This is a genomic window from Anaeromyxobacter diazotrophicus (assembly GCF_013340205.1).
In the GTDB taxonomy this organism is placed as follows: Bacteria; Myxococcota; Myxococcia; order Myxococcales; family Anaeromyxobacteraceae; genus Anaeromyxobacter_A; species Anaeromyxobacter_A diazotrophicus.
This window is the reverse complement of record NZ_BJTG01000001.1, coordinates 228,825-241,606: the sequence shown is the minus strand read 5'-3', so window position 1 is coordinate 241,606 and position 12,782 is coordinate 228,825. Positions and strand designations below refer to the sequence as shown.

The window sequence follows — 12,782 nt, the reverse complement described above, 5'->3', positions numbered from 1 at the left end:
GCAGATCGCAGGAGGCCGCCATGATCAGGAATGTCGCCCACGCGCTTCCCCCCCCGCCCGGGCCCGAACCGGCCTCGCCGCGCGAGGCGCGGCTGCGCGACGAGCTCGCGCCGGCGGTGCGCGCCACCGCCGTGACCCTCGTCCTGACCGGGCTCCTCTACCCGCTCGCCATGACCGGCGTCGCGCGGGTCCTGTTCCCCCGGCAGGCGCAGGGCAGCCTCGTCAGCGACGCGAGCGGGAAGATCGTCGGCTCCGAGCTCCTCGCGCAGGGCTTCGCCGCCCCGGGCTACTTCCAGCCGCGCCCGTCCGCGGCCGGCGAGAAGGGATACGATCCCCTGGCTTCGGGCGGCTCGAACCTCGCCCCGACCTCGAAGAAGCTGCGCGAACGGGCTGCCGCGGCGCTGGACCGGCTCCGAAAGGAGAACCCGGACGCACCCGGCGCCGTTCCGGTCGAGCTCGTCACCGCCTCCGGCAGCGGGCTCGACCCGCACCTCTCGCCCGCGGCGGCGCGCTGGCAGGCGCCGCGCGTCGCGCGGGCGCGCGGCGTCGCGCTCGACCGCGTGCGCGCGCTCGTGGACGAGTACACGGAGGGGCGCGATCTGGGCGTGCTCGGGGAGCCGCGCGTGAACGTGCTCGAGCTGAACCTCGCGGTCGACCGCCGCTTCGGCGCGTCCGGGGCGCCGCCGGGGGCGCAGGAACCCGGGCGATGACGTGACCCGACCGCGGGGGTAGAACATCGGCCATGGCGACGAGCGTGTCCACGACGCAGCGCCCGACCGCGCAGGACTTCCTGGAGCTCGTCGAGCGCGGGAAGCGCGGCCGCCTGAAGCTGTACGTGGGGTTCGCGGCCGGGGTCGGGAAGACGTGGCGCATGCTGGAGGAGGCGCACGCGCTCGCCCGGCGCGGGGTCGACGTCGTCGGCGCGCTCATCGAGACGCACGGGCGCGCCGAGACGGCCGCCCTCATCGGCGACCTCGAGGTGGTCCCGAGGCGCAAGATCGAGTACCGGGGGGTCGCGGTGGAGGAGCTGGACCTCGAGGCCGTGCTGGCGCGAGCGCCGGCCGTGGCGATCGTGGACGAGATCCCCCATACCAACGTGCCGGGATCGAGGAACCGCAAGCGTTACCAGGACGTGCTCGACCTGCTCGGCGCAGGGGTGAACGTCATCGGCGCGCTCAACATCCAGCACCTCGAGTCCTTGAACGACCTCATCGCGCGGAACACGGGGGTCACGGTGCGCGAGACGGTCCCGGACAGCTTCGTCGAGCAGGCGGACCAGATCGTGAACCTCGACCTCGCCGTCGAAGACCTCGTCGAGCGGCTCAGGACGGGCAAGATCTACCCGCCCGACAAGATCCCGTGGGCGCTCGAGCACTTCTTCCGGGACGCGAACCTCGCGACGCTCCGGGAGCTCTCGCTGCGAGAGGTCGCGGAGAGCCTCGACCGTTCGGCGGCCCAGCGGGTCCCCCTCGGCGCGCCGGCGCAGCGCGCCTCCGGTCGCGTCATGGTGTGCCTCTCCTCGAATCCGCCGCACGCGCTGGCGCTGCTCCGGCGCGGCTCCCGGATGGCGGGACGCCTCAACACCGACTGGTACGTCGTGTACGTCGAGACGCCGCGCGAGGCGCCCGCACGAATCGACGCCGAGGCGCAGCGGCACCTCCTCGCCAACGTCGACAAGGCGCGCGAGCTCGGGGCCGAGGTGGTCCGCCTGAAGTCCTCCGACCCCGCGGCGGCGCTCATCGACTTCGCGCGCGCGCATCGGGTGAGCGACGTCATCGTCGGCCGAACGAACCTGCCCTGGTGGCGCCGGCTCGGGCGGGGCACGGTGCTGGAGCGGCTCGTGCGCGAGGGCGAGGGGCTCGACCTGCACGTGGTCTCCTTCTTCGAGGAGGAGCCGCGGGCATGACCCTCCGGGCGAAGCTCCTCCTCGCGCAGGCGCCGCTCGCGCTGGCGCTGGCGCTGGTGGGCGCCGCGTCGGTGAGCGCGATCGCCTCGCTCGGCCTGAGCCCGGCGCTCATCCTGCGCGACAACTATCGCAGCGTGCTCGCCGCGGAGCGCATGCTCCGGGCAGAGAAGGACCTCGACGACTTCGCGCTCGCCCGCGCCGCGGGGCGGGCCGGGGCCGACGCAGAGCGGGCGCGCGCGACCGCCAGCTTCGAGGCGGAGCTGCACGCCCAGGAGAGCAACATCACGGAGCGTGGCGAGGCCGAGGCCACGCGCGACATGCGGGGACGCTGGGCGAAGTACCTCCGCGCGCTGGACGCCGTCGTGGCGGCTTCGCCCCGGGCGCGCCTGGACGTCTACTTCGACGCCTTCATGCCCGCCGCGCGCGAGCTTCAGCACGCCGCCCAGGACATCCTCGCCATCAACCAGGACGCGATGCAGCGGAAGAGCGATCAGGCGCGGCGAGCGGCGGAGCACACGACCGCGGAGGTCATCGGCGTCATCGTCGCCGCCGTGGCCGCCGGGCTCGCGGCGTCGGTGTGGCTCATGGCGCGCCTGCTTCGGCCGCTCGCGGCGCTCTCGCACACCGTTCGGCGTATCGGCGAGGGCGACCTCGATGTGCGCGCGCCCGTCGCCGGCCGGGACGAGATCGCGGCGCTCGGCGTGGAGTTCAACACCATGGCGGAGCGGCTGCGCCAGTACCGGTCGAGCTCGCTCGGGGAGCTCCTGCAGGCGCAGCAGGCGTCGCAGGCCGCCATCGACAGCCTGCCGGATCCGGTGGTGGTGGTCGACGCCAGCGGCGCGATCCTGAACCTGAACGGCGCGGCGGAGGCGCTGTTCCGGCGCGGCGGCGGGGTCGCGCCGTCCGTGACCGCGCTCGAGCCGGAGCTCCGCGCGACCGTGGAGCGCGTGCGCGCGCACGTGCTCGCCGGCAAGGGCGCTTACGTGCCGCGCGGCTTCGACGAGGCGGTCCGGGTCGAAGGTGCCGACGGGGCGCGCAGCCTCCTCCCGCGCGCGTCGCCGCTGTACTCGGAGCAAGGCTCCATCACCGGGGCCACCATCGTCCTGCAGGACGTGACCCGCCTCATGCGCTTCGACGAGCTGAAGAACGACCTCGTCGCGACCGTCGCGCACGAGTTCCGCACGCCGCTCACGTCGCTGCGCATGGCGATCCACCTCTGCGCCGACGAGCTCGTCGGGCCGCTCACGGACAAGCAGGGGGACCTCATGCTCGCGGCGAGGCAGGACTGCGAGCGGCTCCAGTCGATCGTGGACGACCTGCTCGACCTGTCGCGCATTCAGTCGGGAAGGCTCGAGCTCGCGTGGGGCTCCGCGGCGCCGTCCGAGCTCGTCGGCGTGGTCCTGGAGGCGCACCGCGCGGAGGCCGCCGCGAAGGGGATCCAGCTCACCGGGATCGCCGGCAGGCACCTCCCGAAGGTCCGCGTCGACCGCGAGCGCGTCGAGCTGGTGATCTCGAACCTGCTGGCGAACGCGGTCCGGCACTCGCCGCGCGGCGGCACCGTCGAGGTCACGGCCGTGGAGGGTGAAGGCTCGGTCCGCTTCGAGGTCAAAGACTCGGGCCCGGGCATCGCGGCCGAGCACCAGGATCGGATCTTCGAGAAGTTCTACCGGATCCCGGGCGCGCCTGCCGGCGGGGTCGGGCTCGGGCTCTACCTCGCGCGCGAGATCGTCGAGGCGCACGGGGGCAGGATCGGCGTCGAGAGCGCGCCCGGGGTGGGGAGCAGGTTCTGGTTCACGGTGCCGCGCGCGGACGCCGCCAGCTCGCCGCCGGCGGACGAGCCGCGCCCCGCCGCCTGATGGCGCAGCGCAGTCGAAGTGACGCCTGGTCTCACGGCGGGGCGGCGCCGCAGCCGCGTTCAACTCGACCGAGCGCCGCCAGGGGACGGCGGGTCAGCGCCCCCACTTCTTGCGCTTCCGCCACAGGGTCGAGGCGTCGATGCCCAGGATCCGCGCCGCCTCCTCCATGGTGGCGGTGTGCGCCATGACGCGGAGCGCGTGCTCCCGCTCGATCTCGTCCGCCGTGAAGTTCCCACCCAGCACCGGCGCCTCGCTCGCGCTCGCCGCGATCCGCTCCGGGAAGCTCTCCGGCTCGAGCACTTGCCCGCGGGCCAGGATGAGGGCGCGCTCGATGGCGTTCCGGAGTTCGCGGACGTTCCCGGGCCACGCGTGGCCGACGAGGAGCTTCTCGGTCGCGGCCGAGAGATCCGGCGGCGGGCGCCCCGCTTGACGCGCGAAGAACTCCACGAAGGCGCGCGCCAAGGGGAGGATGTCCTCCGTGCGCTCGCGCAGCGGCGGGACGACGATCTCCATGACGTTGAGCCGATAGAGGAGATCCTCGCGGAAGCGGCCGGCCTTCACCTCGGCGTCGAGCTCGCGGTTGGTGGCGGCGACGATGCGGACGTCGGCGGTCCGCGTCCGGGGCTCGCCCACGCGCTCGAACCGCTTCTCCTGCAGGAACCGGAGCAGCTTCGCCTGGACGCCGGGCGAGATCTCGCCGATCTCGTCGAGGAAGACGGTGCCTCCCTCGGCAGCCTCCATCCGGCCCTCCTGGTCGCGCACCGCCCCCGTGAACGCGCCACGCGCGTGGCCGAACAGCTCGCTCGCGAGGAGCTCCTCCGAGAGGGTGGGGCAGTTCACGACGACGAACGGCCGGTCGCGCCGCCGGCTTTGCGCGTGCAGCGCGCGCGCCAGGACCCCCTTGCCGGTGCCGTTCTCGCCACGGAGGAGCACGGCCACGTCGTGGCTCGCCGCGCGCGCGACGACGTCGAGGACCGCCTGCATCTTGGGCGACGCGGTCTCGAGCCGCGCCTCGGGCGCGGCTTCCTCCAGGCGCGCCTCCAGCTCTCCGAGCCGGCGCGACAGCGTGCGCCGGTCCCGGGCGCGATCCACCAGGTGTCGGATCTGCGGCGGCGTGAACGGCTTCGGGAGGTAATCCTTCGCGCCGCGCCGCATCGCCTCGACGGCGGTGTCCACCGTCGCGTAGGCGGTGATGATGACGACGTCGAGGCCGGGGCGCTCTCCCAGGAGCTGGGGCAGGAGGTCGAGCCCGCTCTCGCCGCCGAGCTTGAGGTCGCAGAACGCGAGATCGAACGGCTCTCGCCGCAGGGCGTCGAGGGCGGCCGCGCCCGTCGCCGCCTGCTCGACCTTGCACCCGAAGCCCTCCAGGCAGATCCCCAGCGTCTGGCGGATGTTCCGCTCGTCGTCGATAACCAGCACGCGGAGCGGCAGCGTCTCGCTCATCGGAGGACACTCTAACCGGCGCGCGGCGCCGAGACCTCACCCACGGCGGCCCGCGGCCAACCCCCGGACGGTCGCGGCGCGCGCTAGCCGAGCGCGCCGCGGATGGCGCGGAACAGCTCGTCGAGCAGGAACGGCTTCTTGACGTGCGCCACGACGCGGTCGAGCGGCCGGCCCACCACGCTGGCGTCCTCCGGCGGGACGGCCGAGACGAAGATCACCGGCGGGCAGCGCTCGCCCAGATCCTCCTGCATGCGCCCCACGAGCTCGAGCCCGTCCATCCCCGGCATGGTGACGTCCACCAGCGCGAGGTCGGGGCGCCTCGACTGCAGGCACGTCAGCGCGACGCTGCCCGACGAGGCGCTCTCCGGCTCATGCCCCATGCGCGCGACGGCGAGCTCGAGGGCCCGTCTCACGAGGTCGTCGTCGTCGACGATGAGGATGTGCGCCATGGTGAGAGCGAGGCCGGCCCCCGCCGGTCCGTCTCTCATGCGTGGGTCATGCCGCAGCCGCGCCCCCGCAAAACGGGCGGTTCGGCCGCGAAAGCCATGAGTAAGGGATACCCAGGGTCGGTGACGCGGCGCGGACCCGGATGGGACCGCCCGCGCCGCCGGCGCGGCCGCTCCCTCACTCCACCGGGAGGTTCATCCGCCGCAGCAGCGCGGCGAAGCGCGGGTCGGCGCGCACGGCGGGGGCGAAGGCGACGTGCTCCTGGAGTCCGACGAGCTCGGGGTCGTGCTGGGCGTAGGCGCGGTCGAGCCACTCGAACGCGCGGTCCACCTCGCCCCAGTACGAGTAGAGGCTGCCGATCGTCACCGGGTGCCGCTCCCCGTGGCGCGCGATCAACGCGTCGAGCGCGCGCTGCGCCTCCGCCGGGTGCCCGAGCGCGTGCTGGGCCAGGGTCACGCCCGTGAGACGGGAGAGCTCATCGGGGAGCCGCTCGAAGATGGGCAGGGCCGCCGCGGGGTGCCCCTCGAGCAGCGAGACGATCCCCAGGTTGAAGTCGACGTCGGCGATCTGGGGCGCCATCTCCCGCGCGCGCTCGTAGGCGCCGCGGGCTTCCACGAGCTGGTGGTCGTTCAGGTAGTAGCCGCCGAGGGCGATCCAGTTCGCCGCGAAGAGGGGGTCGATCTCGACCGCCTTCCGGGCGGCCGCGATCGCGTCCCCGTTCCGGCCCAGGGCCGCGAGCAGGATGGCCGAGCGCCGCTGGGTGGCGGCGTCCCCGGCCGCGAGCGAGAGCGCGCGGTCCATGTCGGCCTGCGCGCCGCGCCAGTCCCACTGGACGAGCGCCCGCAACAGGGAGCGCGCCGCGTACCCCTCGGCCAGCTCGGGATCGAGCGCGATGGCCCGCTCGGCGGCCGCCAGCGAGCGCCGCCCCAGGTCGGCCACCTCGGCCGGCGTGGAGGCGCGCTCCATGGTGTTGGAGAGCTGGATGGCGAGCCCGGACCAGGCCGGCGCGTAGCCGGGGTCGAGGGCGATGGCCTTCTGGTACGCCGCCGCCGCCCGGCGGAAGCCCTCCTGCGTGAACTGCGCGTAGGACTGGCGCGCCAGGAGGTACTGCTCGTAGACCGCCGGCGAGGTGGCGTGGAGCGCCCGGGCCGGCGGCGCGCGCCCGGGCAGGAGCTTCACCTCGAGCGCGCGCACCACCGCCCGCGCGATGTCGTCCTGCACGGCGAAGACGTCCGCCAGGTCGCGGTCGAACGTCTCGGACCAGAGGTGATAGCCGTTCGAGACGTCGATGATCTGCGCCGTGATCCGGACGCGATCGCCGGCCTTGCGGACGCTGCCCTCGAGCACGGTGCCGACGTTGAGCTTCTGCCCGATGACGCGGAGGTCGCCGTCGCGCCCCTTGAAGGCGAAGGCGGAGGAGCGGCCCGCGACGTGCAACCCGTCGACGTGCGCGAGCGCGTTCAGGATCTCCTCGGAGAGCCCGTCCGAGAAGTACTCCTGGTCGCGATGGGGGCTGAGGTCCACGAAGGGCAGCACGGCGATGGAGGGCGCGGCCGACCTCCCGGTGGCCGCCGGGCGCCGGTGGGCGACGAGCGCGGCGCTCGCGACGAGGCCCGCGGCGAGGAGCAGGCCCGCGGCCGCGAGGAGCGCCCGGCGCGAGGGGGCCCGGCGGCGCCGGCGCACGGGGAGCGTGGCGCCGGAGGTCGGGGCGCGCGCCAGCTCGGCCTGGAACAGGCCGAGCGCGGTCAGCACCTCCGCGGCGTCGCGCGGGCGCTCCACCGGATCGCGCTCCAGCATCCGGCCCACCAGCTCGCCCAGCGCCGGGAGCTCCGGGACCTCCAGCGCCGGCGCGGCGCGGGGTCCGTGGCTCGCCCCCGCGCCGCCCTCTCCGTACGGGAGCTCCCCCGCCAGCATGCGGTACAGGACGGCGCCGAGCGCGAAGACGTCGGTGCGCTCGTCCTCCGGCGCGCCGCGCCCCTGCTCCGGCGCCATGTAGGCGGGAGTGCCGCCCTCCAGCTTCCTGCAGCCGAAGGCGTGCGCCATCCCCAGGTCGAGGAGCTTCACCTGGCCGTCGTCGCACAGGTAGACGTTCCCCGGGGTGAGATCGCGGTGGACCACCCCGCGCGCGTGCGCGTGGGCGAGCCCCTTCGCCGCCTCCACGCCCACCCGCACAGCCTCGCCCACCGACAGCCGGCCGTGGGCGAGGCGCGCCGCCAGGCTGCGGCCGTGCAAGAGCTCCAGGATGAGGTACGGGCCGTGCTCGGTCCTCCCGACGTCGTGCAGCGTCACGATGTTCGGGTGCGAGAGGCGCGCCGCGGCCTCGGCCTCCTGGAGCAGGCGCCCCTCGCGGACCTCGGGGCTGCCGCTGGTGCAGATCGCCTTGAAGGCGACCGCCCGGCCGAGCTCGCGATCCCGCGCCTCGTAGACGACGCCGAACCCGCCGCGCCCGAGCTCGCGCACGAGCTCGAAGCGGCCGACGACGAGGCCCGGGTGCAGCACGCCCTGCCACGCGGGCTCGGGCGGCGACTCGGGCGTGCGCACCAGCTCCTCGAGCAGCGCCGAGAGCGCGCCCGGCCGAACAGCCCCCGCGGGGCGTTGCTGGTCCACCTCGGTCGATGTCACGCCATGAGCGTAGCGGGGGCCGCCGGCCGGCGCCGGACTCCTCGTCGGGGGACGCGGCCTGCGCGGCATCGCGCTCCGCCTCGCGCTCACGCGGGGCCGCGGATCACCGCGGCCAGCGCCAGGCCCTCGAACAGCACGTGCGCCGCGAGGTGGCTGGTCACATCTGCGTGGTCGAGCGGGGGGCAGACCTCGACGACGTCCATCCCGGCGAGCGCGACCCCGGCCAGCGCACGCACGAGCTGCAGCGCCTCGCGCGAGGTGAGCCCGCCCGGGACCGGCGTGCCGGTCCCGGGGGCGAAGGCGGGGTCGACGGCGTCGACGTCGAAGGCCCTCGAACCCCTCCAGGAGAGGCCCGGCCCCTGCCACCCCCGGCATGATCGCGCCAACCCCGAGGCGCTCATGCAGCTCGACGACGCGGTGATCGATCGATCGGCCGAGGAGGGATCGCGCCAGGTCGCGCTCGCGCTCCTCGGGGAATGCGGCGAGGCCGCCCGGCGGCTCGCGAAGCCGTCGGACGACGAGGCCCTGCACGACTTCCGCGTCGGCCTGCGCCGCCTGAGGACGGTGCTGCGGGCGTTCGCGCCCTGGCTCGAGGCGAGCGTCCAGCCCAGGGACCCGAAGCGGCTGCGCAAGCTCGCCCGGGCGAGCAATGCCGCGCGCGACGCGCAGGTCCACCTCGCCTTCCTGGCGAGCCAGGCGCCGCACGGGAGCGCGCGCCGGCGCGCGGGGCTCGAGTTCCTGCAGGGGCGGCTCGAGGCCCGGCGCCGGGAGGGCGCCGGCGTGGGGCGGCTCGTCGCCCGGTACGAGCGCATCTCCCGCAAGCTCGCGGAGCGCATGCCGCGCTACGAGGTCCGGCTCGACGAGGCGCCGTCCCGCGCCACCTTCGGGGCGGCGCTGGCTGCGGTCCTGGGCGAGGCGCTCGCGTCGGTGCGCGCCCGGATCGCGGGCATCGCCGGGCCGGCGGACGAGCCGCACGTCCACAAGGCGCGCATCGCGGTGAAGAGGCTCCGCTACCTGCTCGAGCCCCTGCGCGGCAACGCGCTCGCCGACGCGCGCGGCGCCGTGGGCGAGCTGAAGCGCCTGCAGGAGGTCCTGGGAGACCTGCACGACGCGCACACGCTGGCCCACGACCTCGAGGCCGCGCTGCTGGAGGCGGCGGCGGAGCGGACGCACCGGCTCTTCGCCGCCGTCTACGGCGCGGGCGCCCGAGGCGCGGCGCTGCGCGACCAGCTCCGGGGCGGGCCGCGCGCGGGGCTGCTCGCGCTGGTGAGGATCGTGCGCGAGCGGCGCGACGGGCTGTTCGCCGAGCTGGAGCGCGCCTGGCGCGCGGACGGCCTCGCCGCGCTCGCGGCGGAGGTCGAGCGCCTCACCACGGCGCTCGAGCAGCGCGCCGGAGGGAGGGTCGAGATCCAGCGTCGCTACCTCCTCACGGCGTTGCCGCCGCGCGCCGAGGGCGGCCCGCAGGTGGAGATCGCGATCGGGTGGCTCCCCGGAGAGCCCGTGCGGGAACGGCTCCGGACCGTGCGCGCGGCCGACGGCGAGCGCTACTGGCGAGGGTTCATCCAGGGCGAGGGCGTGCACCGGCTCCAGGTCGAGGAGGAGACGAGCGGGGAGGTCTTCGAGGCGCTCTGGCCGCTCACGGAGGGGCGCCGGGAGACGAGGCGGCGTCGCGAGGTCTCCGACGGCGGCGTGACCTGGTGGATCGACGAGCTCGCGGAGCGGCACGCGATCGTCGCCGAGACGCAGCTGCTACCCCACGCCGCCGGCGCGCCCATCCCGGACTGGCTGCGGCCGTGGGTCGTGCGGGAGCTGACCGAGGACCCGAGCTCGCTCCCGGCGGAGGCGGCGGGCGCCGAGGCCGGCTCGCGAGCGCCTGCAGCCGAGCCCGCCGCGGCGGCCGGCGAGGGCGCTCTCCCGGCGGACGCGGCGCCGCCGCCGCACTGACGCTAGGCGGGCAGGGCGCCGCTCCGGACCTTCGCGCCGCCGGCGACGTACGGCAGCCAGCGCAGCTCCGCGAAGACCGCGAGGTGTTCGCGGTAGGCGCGGACCATCGCGCGGACGGCGTCCCGGCAGGCGCGATCCTCGTAGCCGGCCTCGCGCCGGGCGACCACGCACCGCCCTGAAGTCGCGCTGCTGCTTGCGCGGGAGCCGCTTGCGCAGCGCTCGCCCCAGGTCCTTGCGCCGGGCGAGCGGCAGCCCGGGTGGCAGCGGCAGCGCGCGTGAAGGCCGAGCGCGAGGTGGACCCCTCGCGGGTCGGCTTCGCGATCGCGTCGCGAGGGCGTCACCCGCACGCGGAGCGAATCGGCGCCTGCTGGTCCAGGGCTCGCGGCGCGGCGAGCGTGAACCGCCCGACCAGCGCCCGCCCGTGAGCGGCAGGGTGACGCGGATGGGGTGCGATCGCCCGGACACGCCTGCCGTGGTTAAGTTCGGCGGGAGGGCCGCGCGATGGCCACCTGGCGAAAGATCTGCTGCGCGCTCGACTTCTCCGCGCCGTCGCGCGCGGCGTTCGAGCAGGCCGCGGAGCTCGCCGTGAACCTCCACGCCGAGTTGCTGCTCGTGCACGTCCGGCCCCCCGCGGGCGCGAAGGCGCTGTTCGCTCCACCCGGCCGCCGGGCCCCGGACGGACGGGCGGACGACGACGAGCTGCGGAGCTGGACGCGGGAGGCGCAGGAGCGCGCGGGCGGGCTCGCGACCTCGCTCGAGCTCGGGGGCGAGCCGGCCGACGAGATCGCGCGCTGCGCCCAGGAGTTCGGCTGCGACCTCGTCGTGGTGGGCACCCACGGCCGGACCGGCCTGCGCCGCGCCGCGCTCGGCTCGGTGGCCGAGGGCGTGGTGCAGCTGGCGCGGTGCCCCGTCCTGGTCGTGCCGGCGCCCGCCGCCGCGCCGTGACGGCCGCCGCCTGGGCGCCGGTCAGGGCAGGGTGCGCGCGAGCGCCGTGAGCGGCGCGCCACCCCTGACGCGTGCGTGAACACCTCGGCGCGGCGGCCTTACATGATCCCGCATGCCGCGCCCCCGCGAGCTCCCGCCGCCCGGCCAGGTCCGCTACGGCGCGCCCGCCGGGCGCTGGGTGCTCCTCGCCGCCGTGCTCGGCTCCGCGCTCGCCTTCGTCGATGCCACGGTGGTGAACATCGCGCTGCCGCGCCTCGGCGCGGACCTCGGCGCCGGCGCCGCCGGCCTGCAGTGGACCGTCAACGGCTACGCGCTCAGCCTGGCCTCGCTCGTCCTGCTCGGAGGCTCCCTCGGCGACCGCTACGGCCGGCGGCGCGTCTTCGTCACCGGGGTGACCTGGTTCGCGCTGGCCTCGCTCGCCTGCGGGCTCGCGCCCAGCCTCGCGGCGCTCGTCGCCGCCCGCGTCCTCCAGGGCGTGGGGGGCGCGCTGCTCACGCCGGGCGCCCTCGCGCTCCTCGAGACGTCCTTCCACCCGGACGACCGCGCCCGCGCCATCGGCGCCTGGTCGGGGCTGGGCGGCCTCGCCGGCGCGCTGGGCCCGTTCCTCGGCGGGTGGCTGGTGCAGGTCGCGAGCTGGCGCCTCGTCTTCCTCGTCAACGCGCCGCTGGCGGCGGTGGTCGTCGCGGTCGCGCTCCGCCACGTGCCCGAGTCGCGTGACCCGGGCGCCGCGCGCCGCCTGGACGTCCCCGGGGCGCTCGCCGCGGCCGCGGGCCTGGCCGGGCTCACCTACGGGTTCACCGCCTGGCCGGCGCTCGGCGCGGGCGCGCCGGCCGTCCAGGCGGCGCTCGCCGCCGGCGCGGCGGGCCTGCTCGCCTTCCTGGCCGTCGAGCGCGCCACGGATCACCCCATGCTGCCGCTGGAGGTGTTCCGCTCCCGCGTCTTCAGCGCAGCGAACCTGGTCACCTTCGCCGTCTACGCGGCGCTCGGCGGCGTGTTCTTCCTGCTCGTCCTCGAGCTGCAGGTGGTCGCCCGGTTCACGCCGCTCGCCGCCGGGACCGCCCTCTTGCCCGTCACCGTGCTGATGCTCCTCCTCTCGGCGCGCGCCGGCGCGCTCGCCCAGCGCATCGGCCCACGGCTCCCCATGACCGCCGGTCCGCTCCTCTGCGCCGGGGCCCTGCTCCTGCTGGCGCGAGTCGGCGCGGGCGCCACCTACCTGCGCACGGTGCTCCCCGGGGTGGTGGTGCTCGGGCTGGGCCTCTCCCTGACGGTCGCGCCGCTCACCGCCGCCGCCCTCGGCGCGGTCGACGAGCGCCACGCCGGCGTCGCGAGCGGCGTGAACAACGCGGTGGCGCGCGCCGCGGGCCTGCTGGCGGTGGCGGTGCTCCCGCTCGCGGCGGGGCTCGGCGCGGGGAGCCTCACCGATCCCGCCGCCCTGGCGCCCGCCTACCGCGCGGCCATGCTGCTCTGCGCGGCCCTCCTCGCGCTGGCCGCCGTCGTCGCCTTCCTCGGGATCCCCCCGCGGAGCCGGGGCGAGCGCTCACGCGTTCGGGGGATGCTCCGCGCGCGGCTGTACCTCCGGTGAAGGACGCGGCGCCGCGCCGAGGCGGCGCAGGTCAACT

Annotated in this window: 11 protein-coding genes; 6 read left to right on the top strand and 5 right to left on the bottom strand. The window is 75.7% G+C overall.

The genetic code is table 11. The annotated features are described in order from the left end of the window. Positions 1–92 precede the first annotated feature (92 nt). The 3 genes from kdpC to HWY08_RS01045 are packed head-to-tail and all read left to right on the top strand — an operon-like array spanning position 93 to position 3,762. Complete coding sequence (gene kdpC, locus HWY08_RS01055; protein ID WP_371869290.1) at positions 93–710, top strand: potassium-transporting ATPase subunit KdpC; 618 nt, start codon at positions 93–95, stop codon at positions 708–710. A gap of 32 nt (positions 711–742) precedes the next feature. Then, the gene (locus HWY08_RS01050) at positions 743–1,906 is read left to right on the top strand and encodes a universal stress protein (protein WP_176062266.1); all 1,164 of its coding nucleotides are present in this window, start codon (positions 743–745) and stop codon (positions 1,904–1,906) included. Continuing rightward, on the top strand, positions 1,903–3,762 hold the full coding sequence (locus HWY08_RS01045) for a HAMP domain-containing sensor histidine kinase (protein ID WP_176062265.1): 1,860 nt from the start codon (positions 1,903–1,905) through the stop codon (positions 3,760–3,762). Before HWY08_RS01050 ends, HWY08_RS01045 begins: the two co-directional genes overlap by 4 nt. Before the next feature lie 93 nt (positions 3,763–3,855). On the opposite strand, the gene HWY08_RS01040 is transcribed toward HWY08_RS01045, so the two are convergent. The 4 genes from HWY08_RS01040 to HWY08_RS01025 form a co-directional block, all read right to left on the bottom strand. Then, complete coding sequence (locus tag HWY08_RS01040) at positions 3,856–5,205, bottom strand: sigma-54-dependent transcriptional regulator (protein WP_176062264.1); 1,350 nt, start codon at positions 5,203–5,205, stop codon at positions 3,856–3,858. Between the two features lie 83 nt (positions 5,206–5,288). Next, positions 5,289–5,693 (bottom strand): response regulator, encoded by a 405-nt coding sequence (locus HWY08_RS01035; RefSeq protein WP_235969389.1) that lies wholly within the window; start codon positions 5,691–5,693, stop codon positions 5,289–5,291. A gap of 136 nt (positions 5,694–5,829) precedes the next feature. After that, a complete protein-coding gene (locus tag HWY08_RS01030) occupies positions 5,830–8,274 on the bottom strand; it encodes a protein kinase domain-containing protein (protein ID WP_176062263.1) in 2,445 nt (814 codons plus the stop codon). 86 nt (positions 8,275–8,360) lie between these two features. Further along, positions 8,361–8,660: an arginase family protein gene (locus tag HWY08_RS01025; RefSeq protein WP_235969388.1), complete on the bottom strand. Its 300-nt coding sequence runs from the start codon at positions 8,658–8,660 to the stop codon at positions 8,361–8,363. Positions 8,661–8,673: 13 nt separating this feature from the next. Between HWY08_RS01025 and HWY08_RS01020 the strand changes: the two genes are divergently transcribed. Further along, entirely contained in the window at positions 8,674–10,218 is a 1,545-nt protein-coding gene (locus tag HWY08_RS01020; protein ID WP_176062261.1) for a CHAD domain-containing protein, read from the top strand. Between the two features lie 2 nt (positions 10,219–10,220). Here the strand turns inward: HWY08_RS01020 and HWY08_RS01015 are convergent, their stop codons facing one another. Next, the gene (locus HWY08_RS01015) at positions 10,221–10,385 is read right to left on the bottom strand and encodes a hypothetical protein (protein WP_176062260.1); all 165 of its coding nucleotides are present in this window, start codon (positions 10,383–10,385) and stop codon (positions 10,221–10,223) included. A gap of 334 nt (positions 10,386–10,719) precedes the next feature. On the opposite strand from HWY08_RS01015, the gene HWY08_RS01010 reads away from it, so the two are divergent. Continuing rightward, positions 10,720–11,163, top strand: coding sequence for a universal stress protein (locus HWY08_RS01010; protein WP_176062259.1), 444 nt, complete (start codon positions 10,720–10,722; stop codon positions 11,161–11,163). A gap of 112 nt (positions 11,164–11,275) precedes the next feature. After that, complete coding sequence (locus HWY08_RS01005) at positions 11,276–12,745, top strand: MFS transporter (RefSeq protein ID WP_176062258.1); 1,470 nt, start codon at positions 11,276–11,278, stop codon at positions 12,743–12,745. Positions 12,746–12,782 lie beyond the last annotated feature (37 nt).

Coding starts and splice junctions, on each gene's coding strand:
- HWY08_RS01035 (WP_235969389.1), bottom strand. CDS start 5,693: ATGAGAGACGGACCGGCGGGGGCCGGCCTCGCTCTCACCATGGCGCAC.
- HWY08_RS01040 (WP_176062264.1), bottom strand. CDS start 5,205: ATGAGCGAGACGCTGCCGCTCCGCGTGCTGGTTATCGACGACGAGCGG.
- HWY08_RS01020 (WP_176062261.1), top strand. CDS start 8,674: ATGCAGCTCGACGACGCGGTGATCGATCGATCGGCCGAGGAGGGATCG.
- HWY08_RS01045 (WP_176062265.1), top strand. CDS start 1,903: ATGACCCTCCGGGCGAAGCTCCTCCTCGCGCAGGCGCCGCTCGCGCTG.
- HWY08_RS01050 (WP_176062266.1), top strand. CDS start 743: ATGGCGACGAGCGTGTCCACGACGCAGCGCCCGACCGCGCAGGACTTC.
- HWY08_RS01010 (WP_176062259.1), top strand. CDS start 10,720: ATGGCCACCTGGCGAAAGATCTGCTGCGCGCTCGACTTCTCCGCGCCG.
- HWY08_RS01005 (WP_176062258.1), top strand. CDS start 11,276: ATGCCGCGCCCCCGCGAGCTCCCGCCGCCCGGCCAGGTCCGCTACGGC.